Raw genomic sequence first — 24,357 nt, forward strand, 5'->3', positions numbered from 1 at the left:
GAGCGCGATGCTGATGCCTGTTTTGGAGGCCCACGACGTCCCTTGACCCAGCACTCGCGCGACACCCCCCAGTTTTACCTCACGGCGCCCTCGCCCTGCCCGTATCTGCCGGGCCGGCATGAGCGCAAGGTGTTTACGCACCTCGTGGGGGACCGCGCCGGTGATCTCAACGACCTGCTGACCCATGGCGGCTTCCGCCGCAGCCAGTCGATCGCCTACCGGCCGGCCTGCGACCAGTGCCGGGCCTGCGTCTCGGTCCGGGTCATCGCCAACGAGTTCCGCCCCTCGCGCAACTTCCGCAAGGTGATGGCCCGCAACGCCGACATCATCGGCGAGCAGCGCAGCGCAGTGCCGACCTCCGAGCAATATTCGGTGTTCCGCGCCTATCTCGACGCCCGCCACCGCCACGGGGGCATGGCCGACATGACCGTGCTCGACTACGCCATGATGGTCGAGGACAGCCATGTCGAGACCCGCATCATCGAATACCGCAAGCGCGGTCCCGACAGCGGCATCACCGGCCGCGGCGAGGAGCTGATCGCGGTAGCGCTCACGGACGTCCTCAGCGACGGCCTGTCGATGGTCTATTCGTTCTTCGATCCTGGCCAGGTCAGCCGCTCGATGGGCACCTTCATGATCCTCGACCACATCGCGCGCGCGCGACGTCAGGGCCTGCCTTACGTCTATCTCGGCTACTGGATCGAGGGCTCCAAGAAGATGGACTACAAGGCCCGCTTCCTGCCGCAGCAGCGCCTTGCCCCGTCAGGCTGGCTTCGGGTCGATGCTCAGGGCGATACGGCATCCGAGCCGCAGGACTAAGCTCAGCTAACGCGCACTCGCTCTCCGTCATGCCCCGCGAAGGCGGGGCATCCAGCACGCCGCAGCTTCGCGGTTCTATCGCAGGCCTCACGAAGTACTGGATCGCCCGCCTTCGCGGGCGATGACAGCAACGTGGCGGCGCCACTCAGCCGAACAGCGTATCGGCCAGCAGCTTCACGTTCAAAATCACGATAACGCCGGCGACGATCCAGGCGACCGCGGCGACCGATGTCGGTATCGCAAACTGGCCCATCTTGCGGCGGTCGGAGACGAAGCGGACCAGCGGGATCACCGCAAAAGGCAGCTGCATTGACAGCACGACCTGGCTGAACACCAGCAAATCCGCCGTGCCGCGCTCGCCATAGATCGCCGTGACGATGATCACGGGGACAATGGCAATGCCGCGCGTGAGCAGGCGGCGCGCCCAGCTGGGCAGGCGCAGGTTGAGAAAGCCCTCCATCACGATCTGGCCGGCGAGCGTCGCGGTGACCGTCGAATTGAGGCCCGAGGCGAGCAGCGCCACCGCGAACAGCGTCGAGGCGACGCCGAGCCCGAGCAACGGCGACAACAGCTCGAAGGCCTGTCCGATCTCGGCGACGTCGGAATGACCGCTTTTGTGGAAGGTCGCGGCGGCCACGACGAGGATCGCTGCATTGATGAACAGCGCCAGCATCAGTGCGATGGTCGAGTCCGTCGTCGCCCATTTGATCGCTTCGCGCCGGCCGGTGTCGTTGCGCTCATAGGCGCGCGTCTGCACGATCGAGGAGTGCAGGTAGAGGTTATGCGGCATCACGGTGGCGCCGATGATGCCGATCGCGATGTAGAGCATGTCGGAATTGGTGAAGATCTCGCTCTTCGGCACGAAGCCGCGCAAGACCTCCGCCACCGGCGGAGCGGCCGCCGCGATCTGAACCACGAAGCAGACCGCGATCACCGCCAGCAGCGCGATGACGAAAGCCTCCAGGAAGCGGAAACCACGGTTCATCAGAATCAGAAGCAGGAACGCATCGAGCGCGGCGAGCAATGCGCCGCCGATCAGGGGAATGCCGAATAGAAGTTTCAATGCGATCGCCGTGCCGATCACCTCGGCGAGATCGCAGGCGATGATCGCCGCCTCACAGGCGAGCCAGAGCAGGAAGTTCACCGCCGGCGAATAGGTGGCGCGGCAGGCCTGGGCGAGATCGCGGTCGGTGACAATGCCGAGCCGCGCCGCCAGCGACTGGAGCAGGATCGCCATCAAATTCGAGAGCAGGATGACGGAGAGCAGCGTGTAGCCGAACTTCGACCCGCCGGCGAGGTCGGTCGCCCAATTGCCGGGGTCCATGTAGCCGACCGAGACGAGGTAGCCCGGCCCGACGAAGGCCAGCAGCCGCCGCCACCATCGGCCCGCGGCGGGAATGGCGACCGTGGAATTGACCTCAGCGAGGCTCTTGGTGGTGGGCGCATCAGTGCGCCAGCCGGCGACGTCAGGCGTCATGTGGGGTGATCGGGCATCCATATCGGCAGAATACCCAACTTCGTTCTTATTGCAACTCATTTGCAACTGCATCTAGCGGCAAGTGTTCCCGCCGCGGAGCATGGGGAAATCGCCTCTTGTCGGGAAGCGGGTGGGTTTGGTGGTCGTCGGGGGCCAACATTGGCGCAAATTCGCCCTAGCAGGATATGCGCCATGTCAACGCCGCCTCGCCTCCCTGACACCTTCAACCGCCTTGCCTGGTCCAATCTCGCGGCGCAGTCGGCCGAGCAGATTGCGCTCGCGGCGGCGCCCATCGTGGCCGTGCTGACGCTGGGAGTAGCCGAAGGGCAGACCGGCCTGCTCCAGACCGCGCTCACCCTGCCCTTCGTCCTGTTCGCCATCCCCGCCGGCGTGCTCGCCGACCGCATCTCCCGCCGCAGGCTGATGGCGAGCGCCGAGGCGCTGCGGGCCGTGGCGCTCGCAACCGTCGTACTCCTGCTCGCGCTGGGGGCGCTCAATCTGCCGCTGCTGGCCCTGCTCGGCTTCGCCGCCGTGTGCGGCACCGTCGTCTACAGCGTGGCGGCGCCGGCGCTGGTGCCGTCGCTGGTGAGCTCCGACCTGCTGCCGGCAGCGAATGCGCGCATCGAGCTGGCGCGCACCATCGCCTTCGCCAGCGGCCCCGCACTCGGCGGTGCGCTGGTGGGATGGTGGGGCGCGAGCCCGGCGTTCGGCTTTGCCGCGGCGCTCTCGGCCATTGCCGTCGTGCTGCTGTCCGGCATCTACGAGCCCGCGCGTGCGCCGGCGCCGCGGCGGCATCCGCTCCAGGACGTCCGCGAAGGCGCGGCCTTCGTGTTTCACCATCCGCTGCTGCGACCGGTGTTCATCACCCAGTTCATCTTCAACACCGGCTGGTTCCTGCAGATCGCGGTGTTCGTGCCCTACGCCGTGCGCCATCTCGGCCTGAGCGCTGCTGGTGTCGGCACGGTGCTGACGATGTACGGCGTCGGCATGGTGATCGGCGCGCTCCTTGCCACGCGCGTGATGCAGCGCATCGCCTTTGGCACCGTGGTCGGGCTCGGCCCCGTCACCGGCTTCGTCGCCGCCCTGGTGATGGCATCGACGGTGCTGTTCCCCTCGCCCTGGCTCGCGGGCTTGAGCTTCTTCCTGCTCGGCGTCGGCCCGATCCTGTGGGTGATCTCGACCACGACGCTGCGCCAGTCCGTGACGCCGCCGCGCCTGCTCGGCCGCGTCTCCGCCATCAACATCATGAGCTACGGCGCCCGCCCGCTCGGCTCGGCGCTGGGCGCGATCGTCGGCGGCTTCTGGAGCGCGGAAGCGTGCCTCTATCTCGCCGCCGCCGTGTTCGGCGTGCAGGCGCTGGTGATCCTGCTGTCACCGGCGGTGGGACTGGACCGGCAGCCGGCCATGGTGGGAGATGAAGCGGCGGCGCGGTGTTAGCCACAGCCGTCGTTGCGAAGAGCGTAGCGACGAAGCAATGCAGGGTCCTCCGTCGGACGAATCTGGATTGCTTCGCTGCGCTCGGAATGACGGCGTATGTTGAGACCGCGGAGACTAACCCGCCAGATAGCGCTCGTAACTTCCCCTCACCGGCTCGCTCGCATCGACTTCCGGATCAAGCGTATAGAGATCCTGCGCGCGGCCGATGCCGCGCAGCGCGTAGCGGCCGGTGGAGACGAGGTAGCGGCGACCGGCGGCGTCGAGGCCCTTGTAGAACTCCGACGAAGCCAGCAGCTCGCGATCGACAGAGCGGCTCATCGAAGCGATGCGGCTGACCTCGTTGACGGTCGGGCCGACCACGGTGAAATCAAGCCGGTCCTCGCTGCCGATATTGCCGTAGAAGACCTCGCCGACATGCAGGCCGATATAGGCCGACGTGGTCGGACGGCCCTCCGCTGCCCGCCGCTCGTTCAGCGCGGCGACGTTCTTGCGGAACAGGTGCTCGGCGCGGAGCGCCGCACGCCGCGCATCCGCCATGTCCTCGCCCCAGAACATCGCGAGCACGCCGTCGCCGATCAGCTTCAGCACGTCGCCGCCGGCTTCGTGAATCGGATCGATCACGGCCTGCGCATAGTCGTTGAGGAATGGAATGATCTCGTCGGGCCCGATGCTCTCGCTGATCCCCGTCGAGCCGCGCAAATCCGAATACCACAGCACGGCGTTGATGCGCTCGGTGACGCCGCGCGAGATGCGCCCGCGCAGCACCTGCTCGGAGGCGTCACGGCCGAGATAGACCCGGCCGAGCGTGCGCGCGATGTCGACCTGCTGCGCTGACTTGATCGCAAGCCCCAGCACCGGAACCAGATCGCGCAGCGCTTCCAGCTCCAGTCCGGAGAAACCGCTCTCGCGGCGGGTGGTCCAGCAGGAATAGAGGCAATCCATCAGGCCGAGCGCGCCGTTCTCGCCGAAGCGGTGGACGAAGGCGAGATAGTGCTTGTGGCCCTTCTCGGCGAGCTCGCCGATCTGCGAGAAATCCATCGACGGCGCATCGGCGAGATCGATCACCATCTCGTCGTCGCCATTCTCGAGCATGTGGAAGAACACCGAGCGGCGCCAGCTCTTGGCGGCGTCGCCGTCTGCGGTCGAGCCGTATTCGAAGGCATCGCTCTCGTTGCTGGGACGATCGCTCCAGCGGAAGCCGCGGCCCTCATAGATCGGATGCAGCGTGTCGATGACGACGAGGCCACGCGACAGTTCCAGCCCCTCGGCGCAGCAGCGCTCGCAGAAGCCGCGGAGCAGTTCATTTTCAGGCAGGCCCGTGAGCCCCTGGCCGGTCAGCCAGTTCATCAGCGAAAGGCGCGAGGTCAATTGCATGCGCCATTATGGCGTGCATTCGTGACGGGCGAAAGGCGCAAGCCACGCGTAAGCCGAGCGCGAGGTTCCCCCTCCCGCGCAGGTCGAATATGCCGCAGCCCCGGTTGACGCACTCGCCGCGCGGGCGGCAAATGCTCATGATGATGACGTTGCCGGCCAGAATCGGAAGCATGCGCAGATGAGCCAGCGCCAGCTTCCGATCATCCTGGCGCTCGGCACCACGCAGACCCTGGCCTGGGCCTCCAGCTATTATCTGCCGGCGCTGCTCGCCGACCCCATGGGGCGCGATCTCGGTGTCTCCTCCAACTGGATCTTCGGCGCGTTCTCGGCCGCGCTGGTGATCTCCGCGATGCTCGGCCCGCGCATCGGACGGCAGATCGATCTCGTCGGCGGCCGTCAGGTGCTGTCGGCCTCCAACCTGACCATTGCCGCCGGCCTCGTGCTGCTCGGCCTCTCGCAGTCCGTGACGGTGATGGCGATCGCCTGGCTGGTGCTCGGCATCGGCATGGCGATGGGCCTCTACGATGCCGCCTTCGCCGCTCTGGGGCGCATCTACGGCACCGAGGCGCGCCGGTCGATCACCGGCATCACGCTGATGGCGGGCTTCGCCTCCACCGTCGGCTGGCCGCTCACCGCCTGGGGCCTCGCCCATATCGGCTGGCGCGAGACCTGTTTTGCCTGGGCCGCTGCCAACATTCTGATCGGCCTGCCGCTCAACTTCTTCATGCTGCCGGCGATCAAGGGCGCCAAGCAGGCGGCGGCCACGGCCGAGAAGCCGCATGTGCCGCTCGACCGCACCATGATCTTGCTTGCCTTCATCTTCGCGGCGGTCTGGACCGTCACCGGCGCGATGGCCGCGCATTTCCCGCGCATCCTGGAGACGACGGGGGCCACGCCGGCCGAGGCGATCGCGGCCGGCGCATTGATCGGCCCGGCGCAAGTCGGTGCCCGCATGCTGGAAGCCGGCTTTCTCAGCCGCTTCCATCCGCTGTGGTCGACGCGGCTCGCCTGCCTCACCCACCCGGTCGGTGCCGTGATCGTCGCGATCTTCGGCGGCGCTGCGGCGAGCGCGTTCGCGTTGTTCCACGGCTCCGGCAACGGCATTCTGACCATCGCGCGCGGCACGCTGCCGCTGTCGATCTTCGGCCCGAAGGATTTCGGCTACCGCCTCGGCATCATCGGCGCACCGGCACGGATGGCGCAGGCGGTGGCGCCGCTCGCCTTCGGCCTGCTCATCGACCTCATGGGCGCCAAGGTGCTGATCGTCTCATCCGCGCTCAGCCTCTCAGCACTGGCAGCGCTGTTCCTGATCCGCGCCGGCCGGCGGCCGGATTGACCGCACCAATGGTTTCGCGCACAAGCGGTCCATGAGCGACGACAACAGCCCGCCACGCACCTTGCGCTGGGCGACCACGCCGCCACAGGCCTGGGGCGTCTATCTGCTCGCCGTCCTGCTGGTCTGGCTGCTCTCGTTCTACGCCGGCACGCTGAAGCCGAAGAAGACGCCGGAGACGAGCCCGCCGATGGCGACCGCGCCGAAGAGCTAGGCCGGCTTCGCTTCGCTGGTCGCAATCCAGATCCCCGCGAACACCGCAACCAGCCCGATCAAGAGGTTTGCCGTGATCGGCTCGCCGATCAGCAGCGCGGCCAGCACTGTGGCGGCGATCGGATTGACCGTCATGGTGTTGGCGACCCGGGTCGGCGTCGCCCGCGCCAGCGCCATGACCCAGAGGATGAAGGCGAGCGCGCCGCCGCCGGCGCCGAGATAGATGCCGGCCATCCACTGCCCCGTGGTGAAATGATCGAGCGCCGCAAAGCTGCCCTTCACGAAACCCGCTAGCACCAGCACCGCAGCGCCCGAGCCCATGCCGACCGTGAGGAAGCCGAGCGCGCTGGAACGCTGCATCAAAGGGCGCGACAGTACATTGTAGAACGCCATGCAGAACACGGCCGCGGTCATGATCAGCTCGCCGCGCCACGCGCCCGGCGGACTTTGCGCGAGGCCCGCGGCGAGCGCCGCCGCGACGCCGAGCACGGCGATGCCCACGCCCGTCATCTTCCGCACCGTCAATTGCTCCACGCCGAGGATTGCGCCAACCACCATGGTGTGGAGCGGCAGCGTCGCCAGCGCGAGACTTGCGCGCGCCGCCGTCGTGTAGGACACCGCGATATTGTAGAGGATGAAGAACAGGCCGAAGAAGCAGATGCCGAGCAGCATGACTGCCGGCCAGTCGGATCGCTGCGGCCAGCGCACGCGAAGCAGCAGCGCGCATGGCAGCAGGCAGAGGAAGCCGATCCCCCAGCGCAGGATCGCCAGCAGAACCGGATCGGCCCCGCCGACGAGATAGCGGGTGATCGCCGCCGCGGTGCCCCCTAAGCTGCTCGAGACAAGCGCGATCGCAACCCCGAGCCACTCCCCCACGCATCGTCTCCCATTCCGGAGCTTTTGCGGGCAGTTAACACACCCCTGCTGCCACCGATGCGGCAACAGCAGCGCCCGAGCGCTAGTCGTAAAACTCCGGCGCCATCTTCTGGCTGTCGCGCTGGGCCTTGTCGTGGTTGATCCAGAGCTGCGCCTTCTCCTTGGCCAGCGTGTCGGCGATCTTCTGCATCGAGGCCGCGCTCTGGTCCTTGTCGACGTTCATGCTGGGCACGCGGCGGTTGTCCCAATTATCCCTGAAATGCACGGCATCGCCCGACAGCACCACCGCGCCGGTCTTCGGCAATTTCACCAATAGCGACTGGTGCCCGGGAGTGTGGCCGGGCGTCGACAGGATGGTCACGCTGCCGTCGCCAAAGACATCCTTGTCGCCCGTGAGCAGCTCGGCCGGGTGCGAGGGCTTGAAGCGCGGCGTGTTGTTGGCGCCGGGCCAATCATATTCCGCCTTCTGTACGTAGAGCACAGCCTGCGGGAACAGCTCGACATTGCCGGTATGGTCGGGATGCGTGTGCGAGACCGCCATGGCCTTGACGTCGTCGGGCTTGATGCCGAGCTGCTCGAGCTGGGCTGCAAGGGTCTTCGGCCGGCGCCAGGTGACGGCCTTGGGATCGGCCGGTACCAGGCCGTTCGGCATGGCCGCGACGGCATCGGCGATGCCGGTGTCCCACAGGAACCAGCCCTTGGCGTGCTTGATCAGATAGCAGGTGTCGACGAAGTCCATCGCCTTGCCTTCGTTCAGGCCGGGCGTCCAGCGCGAGATGTCACCCGCGGTGCCCTCCCCGCAATTGAGCACGTAGAGTTTCTCGACGCCGGTCTTGTCCGATTGCGCCAGCGCCGCAGGGTTTGATAGCGCCAGTGCAGCCATGGCAAGAGCGAGCCTGGTCATGCGCATCATCGGTCCTCCCATACTGCCATGCTGGCTGCGATCGAGTATCAACCCCGGCTGCGCAGCAGAATTCCGGCCCCTGTCAATGCGGACAGGTCTCGACCTCGACCGTGACGTGGCTGAGTCCCTTCAACCCCGCCAGCCGCCGCTTGTAGATGGCCGGCTGCTTCGGCTTGTCCGACACGACCGAGAGCAGCACGGCGCAGTGGCCGGGTCCGACCTGCCAGAGATGCAGGTCGGTGACGCGATCCTCGCCGACCTCCATGCGGGCGCGGATCACCCGCTCCAGCTTCTCGTCGGCGCGCGCGTCGAGCAGCACCGCACCGGATGACTTGATCAGGCCGAATGCCCAGCTTCCGATCACAATGCTGCCGATCAGGCCCACCGCCGGATCGGCCCAGACCCAGCCCGAATACATGGCGACGGCAAGCGCAGCGATCGCCAGCACGGACGTTGCGGCATCCGTCATGACATGGACGTAAGCCGCGCGGAGATTGTTGTCGTGGTGATGATGATGATGGTGGTGATCATGGTCGTGGCCATGATCGTCGTGGTCATCATGCGCATGGCCATGACCGTGATGGTGATGATCGTGGCTGTCGCGCAGCAGCCAAACACTGGCGAGGTTGACGCACAGCCCGAGAGCGGCCACCGCGATCGCCTCACCATAGACGATCGGCACCGGGTTGATCAGCCGCAGCACGCTCTCGTAGGCGATCTCGACCGCGATCAGGCCCAGGATGATCGCGCTGGCGAAGGCGGCAAGATCGCCGAACTTGCCGGTGCCGAAGGTGAAATGCGCATTGCCCAGATGCCGCCGCGCGAAGCGATAGGCGAAGGCGGCAATGCCGAGCGCCGCCGCATGCGTGCCCATGTGCCAGCCGTCGGCGAGCAGCGCCATCGAACCGAACAGCGAGCCGGCGACGATCTCGCCGACCATCATGACCAACGTCAGCACCACCACGAACCAGGTGCGCCGCTCGTTCTCGTCGTGCTTCTCGCCCAGGAAGGCGTGGTCATGGGTCCATTGTTCGATGGAATGGGAATGCATCGAATTCTCCAGAAAATTCAGGTCCGTTGGCCTGCAATATAGACGGCAGGCAGCAATTTTCTAAGGTCCAATCGTCCCGCGGATTGACAGTGCTTCTTAGTTTCGCTGTAATCTGTGCCATGGGGATTTGAGCGATCTCCCCACGAGGCGACAGGCCCAAGCATCGCGTCCCGTTTAGTTCTTGCGAGGACGCATCATGTCTACATTCACGACCATATCATCCGACAAAATGGCACGCCTGATCGGCACGGCGAACGCGCCTGTTCTGATCGATGTGCGCACCGAGCAGGATTTTGCCGCCGACCGGCGGCTGATTCCCGGCTCCCTCAAGCTCAGCCACGACAACGTGACGGACTGGGGCGGCGCCTTCGCCGGCCGCCGCGCCGTGGTCTCCTGCCTCCGCGGCGAGAAGCTCGCGCAAGGCACCGCGGCCTGGTTGCGCCAGCTCGGCGCGCAGGCCGAGACGCTGGAGGGCGGCTTCGAGGGCTGGAAGGCCGCCAAGCTGCCGCTGGTCGACGCCCGCAAGCTGCCGCCGCGCGATGCCAAGGGGCGCACCGTCTGGGTGACGCGGGCGCGGCCGAAAGTCGACCGCATCGCCTGCCCGTGGCTGATCCGCCGCTTCGTCGATCCGGGCGCAGTGTTCCTCTATGTCGCGCCGTCCGAGGTGGTCGCCGTCGGCGAGCGCTTTGGCGCAGCGCCCTTCGACATCGAGAACGTGTTCTGGAGCCACCGCGGCGAGCTCTGCACCTTCGACGTGATGATCGAGGAGTTCGGCATCGCGACGCCGCCCCTGCTGCGCCTCGCGACGCTGGTGCGCGGCGCCGACACCGCGCGACCCGACCTGGCGCCAGAGGCGCCCGGCCTGCTCGCAGCCTCGCTCGGGCTGTCGCGCATGTATGACGACGACCTCGAGCAGCTCGAGGCCGGCATGCTGCTCTATGATGCCTTCTACCGCTGGTGCCGCGACGCCACCACCGAGACGCACAACTGGCCGACCAACAAGGTGAAGGCGTAATGGACGTTCGCGCCGATCAAACGGGAGCTGATGCCGGTCACGGCATCAGCTTCAACGAAGCGTTTCGCGTCTGGCTTCGTGTCGCCTGCCTGAGCTTTGGCGGGCCCGCGGGCCAGATCGCGGTGATGCACCGCATCCTGGTCGAGGAGAAGAAATGGATCTCCGAGGGCAGGTTCCTGCACGCGCTGAACTACTGCATGCTGCTGCCGGGACCTGAGGCACAGCAGCTCGCGACCTATGTCGGCTGGCTGATGCATCGTACCGCCGGCGGGCTGATGGCGGGCGGACTGTTCATCCTGCCCGGCATCATCGCCATCATGGGCCTCAGCTACATCTATGCCGCCTTCGGCAATGTCAGCTTCGTCGAGGCGCTGTTCTTCGGGCTCAAGGCCGCCGTGCTCGCCATCGTCGTCGAGGCCGTGGTCCGCGTCGGCAAGCGCGCGCTGAAGAACCGCATCATGGTCGCGCTCGCGGCCGCGGCCTTCGTCGCGATCTTCTTCTTCGCGGTGCCCTTCCCGATCATCATCATCGCCGCCGGCCTCATCGGCTATGCCGGCGCCCGAAGCGGCCGACCGGAATTCGCGCCGGCCGGTCACGGTCATGGCGGCAGCGGCGCCGCGATCGACAGCATGCTCGGCGAGGCCGCGCCCGATCACATCCGCCCCAACACCGCGCGCACGATCCGCGTCGGTGCAGTATGGCTGGCGCTTTGGCTGGTGCCGGTTATCGCGCTGCTCGTCGCCTTCGGCCAGGCCAACGTGTTCAGCCAGATCGCGCTGTTCTTCTCGAAAATGGCGCTGGTGACGTTCGGCGGCGCCTACGCCGTGCTGGCCTATGTCGCCCAGCAGGCGGTCGAGCATTATCATTGGCTGAAGCCGCACGAGATGCTCGACGGTCTCGGCATGGCCGAGACCACCCCCGGCCCGCTGATCATGGTGCTGCAATTCGTGGGCTTCATGGCGGCCTATCGCGACCCGGGCGGACTGTCGCCGATGCTGGCGGCAACCTACGGCGGCCTGCTCGCGACCTGGGTCACCTTCACGCCCTGCTTCCTCTGGATCTTCGTCGGCGCGCCCTATATCGAGCGCCTGCGCGGCAACACCGGCCTTGCCGGCGCGCTCAGCGCGATCACCGCCGCCGTGGTCGGCGTGATTCTCAACCTCTCGATCTGGTTCGCGCTGCACACCCTGTTCCGCGAGACTGTGCCGGTGCATGCGTTTCCGCTGAACTTCGACATGCCGGTGCTGAGAAGCGTCGATGTGCCGGCGCTGGTGCTGGCGATTGCGGCGGCCACCGCGATCTTCCGCTTCAAGCTCGGCATGCTGACGGTGCTCGCGGGCAGCTGCGCGGCGGGCGTGGCGCTGCGGCTGGCTGGGGTGATCTGATGCCAGGGATGTGACCAATCGTGACGCCAGAATGGGTTGGAACGCCGCGGCCGAACGCCAGCTAAGCAGGCGGGGCGTTTGGAGACACAGCGATGCGTTTCATTCTGGCTTTAAGTCTTCTGATCACCTTGGGTGGCGTTGCCGACGCGGCACAGGTGCATCACACACACCGGCGGCACGTGACTGTCCATTCCGGTCAGGGCATGATCCCGCCAGGTGCCGCTTCAGGTTTTGCCTACGCGCCGCCTCCGTCGGCGCCCCACGGCGCCACTGAGCCGTATTTTGGCGCCTCTCAAGGTTACGCGCCCGGCGAAAAGGAGCGGTTTCTCCACAGCGTGTTCAGTCCATAAAGAGGCCGTACCACCTTGGGCGGGCCCGTTGTGCGACGGACGCCGTGGGAAAGCTGAGAGTTGAACCCGCAGCTTCCCGTTCTTGAAGTCACACGGCGAGGATGTTGTTATTTTCGGGTTGGATCGTTGGAGCCGCCGGGACGGATGGTCTGAGGGCCGCCCTGGCCGGTACCCGCGCCATTGCCACTGCTGGTACCTGCGCTGGATCCCGTCCCAGTGCCGGCGCCAACACTGCCCGCCCCTGTTCCACCCGCCGCGCCGCTCGTTCCGCTCCCCGAGCCGCCGCTGGTTCCTCCAGCTCCGGCGCTGGCGCCCGCACCTGCGCCGCCCGCTCCACCTGCGCCTCCCGCGCCTCCTCCTGCCTGCGCATGAGCGAACCCGATCGACGCGCCGGCAAGCAACGCACACATGGCCACTGAGAAGATTGTCTTTCGCATTGTTCAAAACTCCGATTGACGATGACATGCCAATCAAAGCGGCGCGCAAACGTTCCTGAGGACCTTCGTCGCAAGCTTTCGACATTCGTAGGAACGATGTTGCGCAACGTTGAATTAATTCCAGTCCCGCGGCCACTCCACGCACCCTTCCGCGAAGCGCGCGTGACTCATCCCAATGCGGCTTGAATTCTGACCGCCGACTACCGCATCATCATCCGCGCGATTGCTTCCCCGATCACCACCGTGGTGAAGTGCGTGTTGGCGCGGCAATCGGACGGCATGATCGAGGCATCGGCGACGCGCAGGCTGCTGATTCCTTTCACGTTGCCGTCGGGGTTGACCACGCCATCCGCGTCGCCCACGCCGCTCATGCGGCAGCTGCCGGCAGCATGCTGGATGTCGCCGGTCTCACGGCGCAGCACGGCGTCGAGCTCGTGATCGGGCAGGCTGGCGGCCTGCGGCAGCGTCAAATCCGTGTCGGCGAGTCTGATCCAGTCGGCAATGCCTGACAGCGCCGGCTGCGAGGTGATGACGGCGAGGCGTTTCACCGCATCCATCATGCGCAGCATGTCGCTGGGATCGGCCAGCATGTTCTCCTCGACGACGGGATCGATTGCAGGATCGGTCGAGGCCAGCTTGAGCGTTCCACGCGAATATGCGTTGAACAGCCCGGCGCCGATCGCGCCGGGCACGCCGATGCCGCGATGATTGAACGCAATCAGAATCATGTCGCGCTTGCCGCCGTTGGCGAGGCCCGAGGAATAGGTCACGCAGCAATTGGTGTGGCGCGTATCTGCATCGGTGGGACGAATCTCCTCCCGTAGCTGGATCGTGGCACGAAACAGCGGATGGTCGAAGAAATGGCGGCCGACCGGCAGATCGCGTTCGACCTTAATCCCCATCGCCTTCAATTCCTCGGCCGGGCCGATGCCCGAGCGCAGCAGGATCGCCGGACTGTGGATGGCGCCGGCACACAGCACGATCTGGCGTGCGCTGATCTCGTGGGTGCCCTGCCCCTCGATATGAACGCGGACGCCGGTCGCCCGTCCGTCGCTGATCAGCACGCGATCGACCAGCGCATGCCCGCGGATCTCCAGATTGGCGCGCCCGCGCGCCGGCTCGAGATAGCCCTCGTTGGTGGTGATGCGGCGCAAGTTGCGGCTGTTGATGGGATAGCACGCAACGCCCTCGCCATCCGGACCATTGACGTCGGCGCACCAGGGATAGCCGCTCGCCAGCGCCGCATCGCGCAAGCCCCGGTCGATCGGGCCCCATGTCTCCGGCGGCGCGCGATAGACCGGCAACGGCCCGCCGCGTCCGTGTCCCTCGGCGTCACCGAACTGCAGATCGTCCTCGATCACCGAGAACAGCGGCATCACCTCTTTCGCCGACCAGCCGGTGCAGCCATTGGCCGCCCATTCGTCGAAGGCATCGGCAACACCGCGGATCGCGATCTGGCCGTTCATCATCGACGAACCGCCGAGCCCCTTGCCGCGCCAGTAGAAGCGCGGCTCCTGCCCCGCGACGCGGCGCGTCAGCAGATCGGGCCACTGCCATTTCTCCTGGTACTCGCGCTTGTGGATGATCGGGATCGGATTCGGCGTCCTCACCTCCCAGGGTGCCTCGTCAGCGCGCCAGTCGCGCCCCGCCTCTAGCAGCAGCACGCGCCGTGCCGGATCCTCGGAGAGCCGCGCGGCAACCGCGGCGCCAGCAGAGCCGCCGCCGACAACAATGACATCGTACATCGCCTTACTTCTCAACGTTCCAGAACACCGGGATGGCGGACGGTATCAGACCGCGCAAAGTCGCGCGATAGGCGGCCGGCTGGGCGAACTGCCCCCACGGGATTCCGGGCGCCTGGTCGTACATGACGGCCTGGATCTCGCCCGCGATCTTCTTCCGGTCCTCCTCGGCCGGCGCTTTGGCGAAGGCTTCCATCAGCGGGGTGATGCGCGCATCGCATTGCCAGCCGGTGAAGTCGGCGCAGTTGAAGGCGACCATGACATTGGTCAGCGGCGAGCCCAGATCGAAGCCGCCGGCGTGGACGCCATAGACGCTCCAGCCCTCCTTCTTGGCGCGGCGCGCCAGCACGCTCGCCCAGTCCATCACTTGCAGATCGACGTTGAAGCCGGCAGCCTTCAGCCGCTCGGCGAGCACCTGCGCCGAAACGCGCGGGGCTTCGAGGTCGTTGGCCTGCATCACGACGACGGGCTCGCCGGCATATTTGGTCGCCTTCAGCGCAGCCTTCGCTGCTTCGATCGAGGGCTTGGCCGCCGCTTCCGTGCCGGCCTTGCTCTCGTAGGTGGTGCCGCAGGTGAAGTAGGTCGCGCAAGGCGTGGCGTACTTGGCGTCGAGCCCGAGCGCATCCAGCACTTCGCGCTGGTCGACCAGCTTCCACAGCACGCGGCGGATTTCTGGATCATCGAACGGCTTCGAGGCGGCGTTGAGACGATAGGCACCGGCGAACATGTTGCCGCCGGTGAAGTTGACGAGCTTGACGCGCGTGTTCTTCTCAAGCTGCGGCAACAGATCGAACGGCGCGTACTGCATGAAATCGACTTCGCCGGCCTGCAGCGCAGAGGCGGCGGTCGCACCATCGGGAATGACGCGGATCTCCAGCGTGTCGACATTGACGCGCTTGCCGCCGGCCAGGAAGTCCGCGGGCTCGGGGCGCGGCACATAGTCGCCGAACTTCTTCAGGATCATGCGGTCGCCGGTGCGGTGCTCGGCCTTGCTGTAGACGAACGGTCCGGAGCCGATGATCTCGGCGATACGCTCGTCGCCCGGCGTCTTCGCGATGCGCTCGGGCATCATGAACGCGACCGGGCTGACGGGATTACCGAGTGCGTCGATGACAAGGCCGGACGGCTCCTTCAGCGTCAGCACGAAGGTCTTCGCATCAGCTGGCTCGAGCGAGGTCGTGATCGCGAAGATGCGGCGGCCGAGCGCGCTGCGCGTGCCCCAGCGACGCAGCGAGGCCACGCAATCGGCTGATGTGACCGGCTGGCCGTCATGCCATTTCAGGCCGTCGCGCAGCGTGAACGTATAGGTCAACCCGTCGGGCGAGACCTTCCAGTCCTGCACCATTTGCGGCTTGATGTCGCCCTTGGAATCCTTCGCAAACAGCGTGTCGAACACCATGTAGCCGAACGTGCGCGAAATATAGGCCGTGGAGAAATGCGGATCGAGCGTGACGATCTCCGCCTCGAGCACCGCGACGAGATTGCCCGCCGCATGCGCAGGCGCCGCCACCAGCGCGAGGCCGAACAGCGCCGGAATGAAAGCCTTCAGTTTGAGCATTGGGATGTTTTTGCCTTTCGACCAGCCGTTTGCGGTCGCCAGGAAAAAGCAATGTTCGTGCCCGCACGTATGCGCTCGCGGCTAGCTGCCACGCGTTTGCGGGGTACTCAATGTCAGTTGGAGAACAGCGCTATCGCCTCTCGTCATTGCGAGCGCAGCGAAGCAATCCAGTGTCTTTCCGCGGTGGGATTCTGGATTGCTTCGCTGCGCTCGCAATGACGCTGGGGAGATAGGTGCGCTACACTCTCTGGTGCCCCGGACGCAGCGCAGCGTCACTTCGACGGTGCGCTGCTGAGCCGGGGCCCATGTCTCCCAGCAATCCGTGCAGCGTGGGTCCCGGCCCTGCGCAGCAACGCAAGATGCGTTGCAGCGCGTCCGGGACACCAGATCATCCTACCCGATCACCCGGCCGAACTTGTTCGACTTCGGAAAACCCTTGGGCGGCAGGCGGCCGGCGTCGGCGCGGGTGCCTTGCCACTCCGCGAGCTCCTTCATGGTCGCGGAGAATTCGCGTCCTGCGGAGTCCTTCCAGGTCAGGCCCGCCTTGGAGTCGAATACCGCAACGTCGGACAGACCGCCGTCCTTGTACTTCTGCAGCCGCACGCCGCGGCCGCGCGCCATTTCCGGCACCTGGTCGAGCGGGAAGACCAGCATCTTGCGGTTCTCGCCGATGACGGCGACGGTGTCGCCCGTCACCTCGGTGATCGCGCGCGCCTCGTTCGGCATGTCGACGTTGAGGACCTGCTTGCCCTTCTTGGTGGTGCCGACGCAATCGTCCTCGTTGACCACAAAGCCCTGGCCCTCGTGGCTCGCGACCAGGAATTTGCGGCCACCCTTGTTGACGAACAGCGCGACGGGCGCGGCCTCCTGCTCCAGATCGATGAACAGTCGGATCGGCTCGCCATGGCCGCGGCCGCCCGGCAGCTTCGCAACGTCGAGCGAGTAGAACTTGCCGTTGGTGGCGAACAGCAGCAGCTTCGAGGTCGTCTCGGCAAAGAACGCGAAGCCGAGCTTGTCATCCTGCTTGAAGGCGAGGCCCGAGAGATCCTCGACATGGCCCTTCATGGTGCGGATCCAGCCCTTGTCGGAGACGACGACAGTGACCGGCTCGCGCTCGACGAAGGCCTCCTCGATCGCGGCGAGGTCGTGCTCCGGCGCATCCGCAAAGGTGGTGCGGCGCTTGCCGAGCGGCGTCTTCGGCCCGAACATGTCGCGGACCTTGCCGACCTGCTCGCCGACCTTCTTCCACTGCTCGGACTCGGAGGCCAGCAGGGCCTGGATGCCCTTCAGCTCCTTGCGCAGATCCTTGTCCTCGGTGCGGATCTCCATTTCCTCGAGCTTGCGCAGATTGCGCAGCCGCATGTTGAGAATGGAGTCGGCCTGCAGGTCGGTGAGCTTGAACGCCTTCATCAAGGCCGGCTTCGGCTCGTCCTCGTTGCGGATGATCCGGATCACCTCGTCGATGTTGAGATAGGCGATCAGCAGACCGCCGAGGATTTCGAGCCGGTGCTCGATCTCGCCCTTGCGGTAATTGGTGCGACGGATCAGGACGTCGCGCAGATGATCGAGCCATTCGCGCAAGCACTCCGCGAGCCCCACGACCTTGGGAATGCGGCCCTTGATCAGCACGTTGAGGTTCAGCGGAATCTTGTTTTCGAGCTCGGTGAGCCGGAACAGCGATTCCATCATCAGCGCCGGATCGACGTTCTTCGACTTCGGCTCGATCACGATGCGGACGTCTTCGGCCGATTCGTCCCTGATGTCGCCGACCAGCGGCAGCTTCTTCTGGTCCAGCAGCTCGGCGACCTTCTCGATCAGGCGCGACTTCTGCACCAGGAACGGAATCTCGGTGACGACGACGACCCAGGTGCCGCGCGCACCCTCCTCCTGCGTCCACCGCGCACGGACGCGAAACGAGCCGCGGCCGGTGGTGTAGGCCTCCGCAATCGCCTGCTTGGAATCGACGATGATGCCGCCGGTCGGAAAATCCGGGCCCTTCACCCACTTCAGCAGCGCCTTCGACTTCGCGTCGGGCTTCTCGATCAGATGCAGCGCGGCATCGCACAGCTCGGCGGCATTGTGCGGCGGGATCGAGGTCGCCATGCCGACGGCGATGCCCTGTGCGCCGTTGGCGAGCAGGTTCGGGAAACCGCCCGGCAGCACGACGGGTTCTTTCGACTGGCCGTCGTAATTGGCGCGGAACTCGACGCCGTCCTCGTCGATGCCCTCGAGCAGAAGCCGCGCGACGTCGGTCATGCGCGCTTCGGTGTAGCGGTAGGCGGCGGGGTTATCGCCGTCGATATTGCCGAAATTGCCTTGGCCGTCGACCAGCGGATAGCGCGAGGAGAAATCCTGCGCGAGACGGACCATGGCGTCGTAGATCGCCTGGTCGCCATGCGGATGGAACGAGCCCATCACGTCGCCGACGATCTTGGCCGACTTCTTGAAGGGCGTGCCGGGGTCGAGCCTGAGCAGGCGCATGCCGTAGAGGATGCGCCGGTGCACCGGCTTCAGGCCGTCGCGCGCGTCCGGCAGCGCACGGTGCATGATGGTGGAGAGGGCATAAGCGAGATAGCGCTCTTCCAGCGCCTCACGCAGCGGCACCTCGTGGATTTCAGCCGGTTCTTCCGGCGGAACGATTCGTTTTCCCATGCCGCCCGGTTAAACCGTGGAAGCGAATCGGGCAAGGATCGAATGGTTCCCTGTGGGCGGCCTACTGGCCCGCCCAGCCGGCGGTGACCGTCTGGGTTTTGGCCGCACCCGGCGCTTGAGCGGGCGCCGGCACATTGACCAGGCAACGGCGGGCGGCCTCGATCTCGGCCTCGGTGGCGCCATGGGACCGCGCCCATGTCTCTGCCGCGGCAGCGGAATATTTCGCGACGTAGTATCGCACCACCGTGCACGAGGCCCGGCGAAATACCCCGGGCTGCGGCTCGCCGGCCATGGCGTCGGGCGCGAAGGCAAGCAGCGTCGCGGACAAGGCGAATCCCTTGATCAACATTTGGGCTGTCCCCCGATGTGGAACCTCGGGCCCAATTCAGCTCGGGCCGATTTGGTTCCCGGGAACTGCATGCCCCAGCGCAAAGCTGGGCAGCCGTTACGTCATGGCGCCGGGATCGCCGCCCTCGCCTGCTGCCGCATCAAGGCGTTGATGAAGCCGGCCCGCGCATCTGAATGGCCCTGGCCGCGCGGCTCCAGCACGTGGCGGAGCAGAAACAGGCCCGTGAGCCGAAAGCCGTCCTGGAGATCCTGCTCGGTAAGATCGCTCGCGGTTTCACCCTGGCGCAGGAACGGCGGCAGGCGCAACAGCCGGTCGCGCCACGGCTCGCCCGCGCCGCGCGATACCGCACCGCCGGATTTCGGCGAGACATAGATCAGGTCCGTGGTCTCGCCGGTCACCGTACAATTGTCCAGCGCCAGACCGAAACCCAGCTCGGCGAGCATCGCCAGCTCGAAATGGATCAGGTGCACGGCCGCGCTGCCGATGTCGTCGAAATCGTCGAGCGAATGTTCGAGCAGCGCAAAGATGTCTTCATGCGGATCGCGCTCCGGCAAGAGCCGCGCGATCGAGGCGAGATGGGTGACGCCATAGACGCCATGGGATGACCCCAGCAGCGTCGCCGCGCGCAGCTTCAGTCCCTCGATCGTATAAGTGCCCAGATGCTCGTCGAGCCGCGCCCGCCACACCGCACTGACGCTGTTCCCCGGCTGCAGCAGCGGCCGCATCCGCGCGCCGGCCCCGCCGCGGACCAGCCCGAGATGCCGGCCATGCGCGCGCGTCAAGAGTTCGACGATGGCGCTAGACTCGCCATGCCGCCGAACCCCCAGCACGATGCCTTCATCGGACCATTCCATGTGGGAATCTTATCGCATTTCGAGCTGTCGTAGGGTGGGCAAAGCGAAGCGTGCCCACCAATTTTCTGCGACCGAACATTGCGGTGGGCACGGCGCGCAAGGCGCGCCTTTGCCCACCCTACAGCACCGCACAAAATCTCAGGCGTTGAACCAGCCCTGCGCGTCGCCGCTGAAGGAGAAATAGAGGCCGATCGTCGTCAGCGCGCAGGAGACGATCTCGATGGCGCTGTCGAGCTCCAGTCCCTTCGCGCCGATGATCTGGCCGAGCGAGATCACCGACAGCACGAGGGCCGCCGCCAGCACCCAGCGCGGCCAGTTCTTGCGATGATGCGCAGCCAGCCGGACGAAATAGAGCAGCAGGAGGATCATGCCCCCGGCGAGCAACGTCCCGGTCATGATCATCTGCTCGCTCACCTCGGCACTAGGCGTGCGGTCCTGCACGGCCACCGAGACGGCATCCAGCATCAACGATGCATAGAGCAGCGCTTCGAAGCGCTGGACGTTGACGGGTAGGCTCATCGAATGCCGATCTTTTCTTGGTTATTCTTTCGGGAAGTCCAGACCCATCTCGCGGTAGCGATCGGGATCGTCGCCCCAGTTCTCGCGCACCTTGACGAACAGGAACAGGTGCACCGGCACGTCCAGGATCTGCATCAGCTCCTTGCGCGAGTCGGCGCCGATCGACTTGATGGTGGCGCCGCCCTTGCCGAGCACGATCTTGCGCTGGCTTTCGCGCTCGACATAGATCGTCTGCTCGATCCGCACCGACTTGTCCTTGCGCTCCTCCCACTTGTCGGTCTCGACCGTGGACTGGTACGGCAATTCCTGGTGCAGCTTCTGATAGATCTTCTCGCGCGTGATCTCCGCCGCCAGCTGCCGCATCGGCGCGTCCGACATCTGGTCCTCAGGATAGAGGAACGGGCCCGGCGGCACCATGTCCGCGAGCGTCTTGCGGATGTCGTCGACGCCGTCGCCCGAGATCGCCGATATCATGAACGTCCGCACGAAGCTCATGCGCTCGTTCGCGGCCTGCGCCAGGGCCAACAGCTTCTCGCGCTGGACCAGATCGACCTTGTTGATGACGAGGATCTTGTCGTGATTGACGCTGGCCGCCTTGGCGAGGATCGCCTCCGCCTCCTCGTCGATCCCGGTCTTGGCATCGAGCAGCACGCAGACGAGATCGGCATCGTGGGCCCCGCTCCAGGCGGTCGAGACCATGGCGCGGTCGAGCCGGCGCTTGGGCGAGAAGATGCCGGGCGTGTCGACCAGGATGATTTGCGCGTTGTTCTCGATGACGATGCCGCGGATCAGCGCGCGCGTGGTCTGCACCTTGCGCGAGACGATCGTGACCTTGGCCCCGACCAGCGCGTTGACGAGCGTGGACTTGCCGACATTCGGCGCGCCGATCAGCGCGACGAAACCACAGCGCGTCGCGCTGGGTGCCTCGCCGCTTGCTTCAACCATCATTGCCGCCGCCGACGCCTTCGCGTTCGATCATCACTGAGGCTGCCACCTTCTCTGCCGCGCGCTTGCTGCCGCCGATGCCCTCGGCAGGCGCCAGGCCCGGCAGATCGACGGCGACACGGAACTGCGGATCGTGATGCGGGCCGGTACGCTCGACCTCGCGATAGACAGGCGTCGGCAGCCCCTTGCCTTGCGCCCATTCCTGCAGCACGGTCTTGGGATCGCGCAACGGACGGCGCGGCTTGTGCATACGCTCGGTCCAGTTACGCTTGACGAATTCGGCCGCCGCCGCATGGCCGCCGTCGAGGTAGACGGCGCCGATCACGGCCTCGCAGATGTCGCCGAGAATGGATTTGCGCAGGCGGGCATCGGCACTGGAGCCGACCGAGCCCAGCTTGATGTCGTCGACGAGACCGAGCGACTTGGCGACGTCCGCGCAGCTCTCCTTGCGCACGAGCTCGGCAAGACGCTTCGACAGCTCGCCTTCGTCGGCGTTCGGGAAGGCGTGATAGAGCATGTCCGAGACGACGAGGCCGAGCACGTGGTCGCCGAGGAATTCCAGCCGCTGATAACTGTCGCCGCGCTTGCGCCCGGACTTCAGGGCCGAGACATGCGTGATCGCCTGCATCAAGAGGTTCGGGTCAGTGAAGCTGTGGCCGATGCGCGCTTCGACCGCCGCATTCGCGTCCGTGCCCTTGGCCTTGCTGCTCCGCGCCCGCTTCTTCTTCGCAGGCGCCTTGTCTGCAGATGCCTTGTCGGCCGGTGTTTTGTTTGCGGGCGACTTGGTCGCGGCTTCCCCTTCGGGGCCCGCCTGCGCCTCGATTGGTTGGGTCGCGATGTCCTTTGCTTCGTCTTTCATCGGACGATTTTGAAGAAGCGATTCCAGCGCACCGCCCACGGCCAGCGCCAGAACATCCAGGCATGCTCGCCTTCAGCGATCGAGAAGAAGATCATCTGGGCGCGGCCGATCAAGTTCTCCTGCGGGACATAGCCGACCTGGCCGAGAAAGCGGCTATCGGTGGAATTGTCGCGGTTGTCACCCATCATGAAGAAGCGGCCGGCCGGCACGGTGTAGACGTTGGTGTTGTCCATGTAGCCGTTGTCGGCGCAGTCCAGCGTCTCATAGGACACGCCGTTCGGCAGCGTCTCCTTCCAGCGCTTCACCCGGGAGATGCCGCCGCCCTCCGAGCCGCAGGGATCCTCGCCGACATATTCGCTCATGCGCTGCCGCTCGACAGGCACATCGTTGATGTAGAGCAGCCCGTCCCGCATCTGGATGCGGTCGCCGGGAAGCCCGATCACGCGCTTGATGTAGTCGGTGGAATCGTCCTTCGGCAGGCGGAACACGACGATGTCGCCGCGGGCCGGGTCCGAGCCCCAGATCCGTCCCGAGAACAGCGGCGGCGAGAACGGAATCGAAAAATGGCTGTAGCCGTAGGAATATTTCGAGACGAACAGATAGTCGCCGACCAGCAACGTCGCCTTCATCGAGCCGGACGGGATGTTGAAGGGCTGAAACAGGAAGGTGCGGATCACGAGCGCGATCAGGAGAGCATGAATGACGACCCGGATCGTTTCGCCGACGCCGCTCTCAGTTTTCGTTCCTGAAGTCACGCTCATTGCTCTCTCAATTCCGGCCGGCGGTCACAGAGCGCCCTCCTGGCGCGAACAGCCCATCGCTTCGCGGCCCATGGAGATTGTCCTGATTCTGATAGTGGGGGCCAATTCCGGCGTAAAGCCGAATTCGCCCAAGCTGGTTTGCGTCGGCGGACTTTTAGACGGTTGTCGGAGGCCACGCAATCAAGGATCGCATCAAAACTGAATAAGGCATTGATTCCAAATACGAATTATAAAATCGACCGGATCGCGTCAGGGCTTCGCCAAGGGCACGGCCGAAATGATGACGAAAGCCTGAGCCAGCGGCCAGTCGTCTGTGATCGAAAGGTCGATCCGCGCCTCGAATCCCTCCGGCGTCAGGGCCTGGAGCCGGGCCAGGGCCCCGCCGGTCAGCTGCATGGTCGGCCGCCCGCTGGGCAGGTTGACCACCCCCATGTCGCGCCACCAGACGCCGCGCCTGATGCCGGTGCCGAGCGCCTTGGAGCAGGCCTCCTTGGCGGCGAAGCGCTTGGCGTAGGTCGCCACCACCATCTTCTCGTTCTTGGCCCGCCGCTCCGCCTTGGCCCGCTCGGCAGCGGTGAAAATGCGGTCGAGGAACCGCTCACCATGGCGCTCGATCACCCTGGCCACGCGGGTGATGTCGATCAAGTCGGAGCCGATGCCGATGATCATGCCCGGCTCCGGCCCCGGTCCATCGCCGCGCGCATGCTGCGCACGGTCTCGGCCAGCCCCACGAACAGCGCCTCGCCGATCATGTAATAGCCGATGTTCAGCTCCATGATTTCCCGCAAGCCGGCGATCTTCTCCGCCGTCGCATAGTCCAGCCCGTGACCGGCGTGAACCTCAAGCCCCGCGTCCTTGGCCAGCTTCACCCCCGCCACGATCCGCCGCCATTCGGCCTCGGCCTTGTCGCTGTGGCCGTCGGTGACGGCATCGCACCAGGCGCCGGTGTGGATCTCGATCACGGGCGCGCGTAGCCGCGCCGCCATCTCGATCTGGGCGGGGTCGGCCGCAATGAACAGCGACACGCGGATGCCGGCCTCGTTCAACCGCGCGATATAGGGCGCGAGCGCGTCGCGCTGGCCGACCAAATCCAACCCGCCTTCGGTCGTAACCTCCTGGCGCCGCTCCGGCACGAGGCACACCGCGTGCGGCTTGGTGGCGAGCGAGATCCGCATCATGTCGTCCGTTGCGGCCATCTCGAAATTGAGCGGCTTGGGTATCTCCGCCTTCAGGCGCGCCATGTCCTCGTCGCGGATGTGCCGGCGGTCCTCGCGCAAATGTGCGGTGATGCCGTCGGCGCCGGCCTCGATCGCGAGCAGCGCCGCGCGCACCGGATCGGGATGGCGGCCGCCGCGCGCGTTGCGCACGGTTGCAACGTGATCGATGTTGACGCCGAGGCGGAGCTTCGAAGCGGGCATTTCAGGACTCGCGAAATCAGAGGGAACGG

23 protein-coding genes are annotated in these 24,357 nt (G+C 65.9%); 7 read left to right on the top strand and 16 right to left on the bottom strand.

What is annotated here, in order from left to right:
- The first annotated feature begins 42 nt into the window (after window positions 1–42).
- On the top strand, window positions 43–819 hold the full coding sequence (locus DCG74_RS26550) for an arginyltransferase (RefSeq protein ID WP_172783447.1): 777 nt from the start codon (window positions 43–45) through the stop codon (window positions 817–819).
- Between the two features lie 145 nt (window positions 820–964).
- On the opposite strand, the gene DCG74_RS26555 is transcribed toward DCG74_RS26550, so the two are convergent.
- Window positions 965–2,317, bottom strand: coding sequence for an Nramp family divalent metal transporter (locus DCG74_RS26555; RefSeq protein ID WP_172783446.1), 1,353 nt, complete (start codon window positions 2,315–2,317; stop codon window positions 965–967).
- A 171-nt stretch (window positions 2,318–2,488) separates the two neighbouring features.
- Between DCG74_RS26555 and DCG74_RS26560 the strand changes: the two genes are divergently transcribed.
- Entirely contained in the window at window positions 2,489–3,733 is a 1,245-nt protein-coding gene (locus DCG74_RS26560) for an MFS transporter (RefSeq protein WP_172783445.1), read from the top strand.
- A gap of 114 nt (window positions 3,734–3,847) precedes the next feature.
- On the opposite strand, the gene DCG74_RS26565 is transcribed toward DCG74_RS26560, so the two are convergent.
- Window positions 3,848–5,107, bottom strand: coding sequence for an adenylate/guanylate cyclase domain-containing protein (locus tag DCG74_RS26565; RefSeq protein ID WP_172783444.1), 1,260 nt, complete (start codon window positions 5,105–5,107; stop codon window positions 3,848–3,850).
- A 178-nt stretch (window positions 5,108–5,285) separates the two neighbouring features.
- Here DCG74_RS26565 and DCG74_RS26570 point away from each other — a divergent pair, with 178 nt between their 5' ends.
- Together DCG74_RS26570 and DCG74_RS26575 are read left to right on the top strand one after the other, a co-directional pair.
- On the top strand, window positions 5,286–6,443 hold the full coding sequence (locus DCG74_RS26570; RefSeq protein WP_172783443.1) for an MFS transporter: 1,158 nt from the start codon (window positions 5,286–5,288) through the stop codon (window positions 6,441–6,443).
- Between the two features lie 31 nt (window positions 6,444–6,474).
- A complete protein-coding gene (locus tag DCG74_RS26575; protein WP_172783442.1) occupies window positions 6,475–6,654 on the top strand; it encodes a hypothetical protein in 180 nt (59 codons plus the stop codon).
- Here the strand turns inward: DCG74_RS26575 and DCG74_RS26580 are convergent.
- The 3 genes from DCG74_RS26580 to dmeF form a co-directional block, all read right to left on the bottom strand.
- Window positions 6,651–7,529 carry a DMT family transporter gene (locus DCG74_RS26580; RefSeq protein ID WP_172783441.1) on the bottom strand — a complete coding sequence of 293 codons (879 nt, stop codon included), beginning with the start codon at window positions 7,527–7,529 and terminating at the stop codon, window positions 6,651–6,653. The two genes, DCG74_RS26575 and DCG74_RS26580, sit on opposite strands and share 4 nt — an antisense overlap.
- Before the next feature lie 82 nt (window positions 7,530–7,611).
- Complete coding sequence (locus DCG74_RS26585) at window positions 7,612–8,442, bottom strand: N-acyl homoserine lactonase family protein (RefSeq protein WP_172783440.1); 831 nt, start codon at window positions 8,440–8,442, stop codon at window positions 7,612–7,614.
- Between the two features lie 73 nt (window positions 8,443–8,515).
- A complete protein-coding gene (dmeF, locus tag DCG74_RS26590; RefSeq protein ID WP_172783439.1) occupies window positions 8,516–9,484 on the bottom strand; it encodes a CDF family Co(II)/Ni(II) efflux transporter DmeF in 969 nt (322 codons plus the stop codon).
- Between the two features lie 196 nt (window positions 9,485–9,680).
- Between dmeF and DCG74_RS26595 the strand changes: the two genes are divergently transcribed.
- From DCG74_RS26595 to DCG74_RS26605, 3 genes are all read left to right on the top strand, one after another.
- Complete coding sequence (locus DCG74_RS26595) at window positions 9,681–10,499, top strand: chromate resistance protein ChrB domain-containing protein (RefSeq protein WP_172783438.1); 819 nt, start codon at window positions 9,681–9,683, stop codon at window positions 10,497–10,499.
- Window positions 10,499–11,884 carry a chromate efflux transporter gene (gene chrA, locus DCG74_RS26600; protein WP_172783437.1) on the top strand — a complete coding sequence of 462 codons (1,386 nt, stop codon included), beginning with the start codon at window positions 10,499–10,501 and terminating at the stop codon, window positions 11,882–11,884. Before DCG74_RS26595 ends, chrA begins: the two co-directional genes overlap by 1 nt.
- 92 nt (window positions 11,885–11,976) lie before the next feature.
- The gene (locus tag DCG74_RS26605) at window positions 11,977–12,234 is read left to right on the top strand and encodes a hypothetical protein (RefSeq protein ID WP_172783436.1); all 258 of its coding nucleotides are present in this window, start codon (window positions 11,977–11,979) and stop codon (window positions 12,232–12,234) included.
- A 637-nt stretch (window positions 12,235–12,871) separates the two neighbouring features.
- On the opposite strand, the gene DCG74_RS26610 is transcribed toward DCG74_RS26605, so the two are convergent.
- From DCG74_RS26610 to DCG74_RS26660, 11 genes are all read right to left on the bottom strand, one after another.
- Window positions 12,872–14,416, bottom strand: a complete 1,545-nt coding sequence (locus DCG74_RS26610) for a GMC family oxidoreductase (protein ID WP_172783435.1) — start codon at window positions 14,414–14,416, stop codon at window positions 12,872–12,874.
- A gap of 4 nt (window positions 14,417–14,420) precedes the next feature.
- Window positions 14,421–15,971, bottom strand: coding sequence for an ABC transporter substrate-binding protein (locus DCG74_RS26615; RefSeq protein ID WP_172783434.1), 1,551 nt, complete (start codon window positions 15,969–15,971; stop codon window positions 14,421–14,423).
- A gap of 393 nt (window positions 15,972–16,364) precedes the next feature.
- Entirely contained in the window at window positions 16,365–18,623 is a 2,259-nt protein-coding gene (gene parC, locus DCG74_RS26620) for a DNA topoisomerase IV subunit A (protein WP_172783433.1), read from the bottom strand.
- Between the two features lie 61 nt (window positions 18,624–18,684).
- Window positions 18,685–18,972, bottom strand: a complete 288-nt coding sequence (locus DCG74_RS26625; RefSeq protein ID WP_172783432.1) for a hypothetical protein — start codon at window positions 18,970–18,972, stop codon at window positions 18,685–18,687.
- 101 nt (window positions 18,973–19,073) lie between these two features.
- Window positions 19,074–19,826: a DNA repair protein RecO gene (gene recO, locus DCG74_RS26630; RefSeq protein ID WP_172783431.1), complete on the bottom strand. Its 753-nt coding sequence runs from the start codon at window positions 19,824–19,826 to the stop codon at window positions 19,074–19,076.
- Window positions 19,827–19,964: 138 nt separating this feature from the next.
- Window positions 19,965–20,345 carry a hypothetical protein gene (locus tag DCG74_RS26635; RefSeq protein WP_172783430.1) on the bottom strand — a complete coding sequence of 127 codons (381 nt, stop codon included), beginning with the start codon at window positions 20,343–20,345 and terminating at the stop codon, window positions 19,965–19,967.
- Between the two features lie 21 nt (window positions 20,346–20,366).
- Entirely contained in the window at window positions 20,367–21,293 is a 927-nt protein-coding gene (gene era, locus DCG74_RS26640) for a GTPase Era (protein ID WP_172783429.1), read from the bottom strand.
- Entirely contained in the window at window positions 21,283–22,149 is an 867-nt protein-coding gene (gene rnc, locus DCG74_RS26645) for a ribonuclease III (RefSeq protein WP_172783428.1), read from the bottom strand. Before rnc ends, era begins: the two co-directional genes overlap by 11 nt.
- Window positions 22,146–22,910 carry a signal peptidase I gene (gene lepB, locus DCG74_RS26650; protein WP_172783427.1) on the bottom strand — a complete coding sequence of 255 codons (765 nt, stop codon included), beginning with the start codon at window positions 22,908–22,910 and terminating at the stop codon, window positions 22,146–22,148. The genes rnc and lepB overlap by 4 nt, the downstream gene beginning before the upstream one ends.
- A gap of 249 nt (window positions 22,911–23,159) precedes the next feature.
- Window positions 23,160–23,579 carry a holo-ACP synthase gene (gene acpS, locus DCG74_RS26655; RefSeq protein ID WP_172783426.1) on the bottom strand — a complete coding sequence of 140 codons (420 nt, stop codon included), beginning with the start codon at window positions 23,577–23,579 and terminating at the stop codon, window positions 23,160–23,162.
- On the bottom strand, window positions 23,576–24,328 hold the full coding sequence (locus tag DCG74_RS26660; protein WP_172783425.1) for a pyridoxine 5'-phosphate synthase: 753 nt from the start codon (window positions 24,326–24,328) through the stop codon (window positions 23,576–23,578). Before DCG74_RS26660 ends, acpS begins: the two co-directional genes overlap by 4 nt.
- Window positions 24,329–24,357: the final 29 nt, after the last annotated feature.

Source organism: Bradyrhizobium sp. WBAH42 (assembly GCF_024585265.1).
Lineage (GTDB): Bacteria > Pseudomonadota > Alphaproteobacteria > Rhizobiales > Xanthobacteraceae > Bradyrhizobium.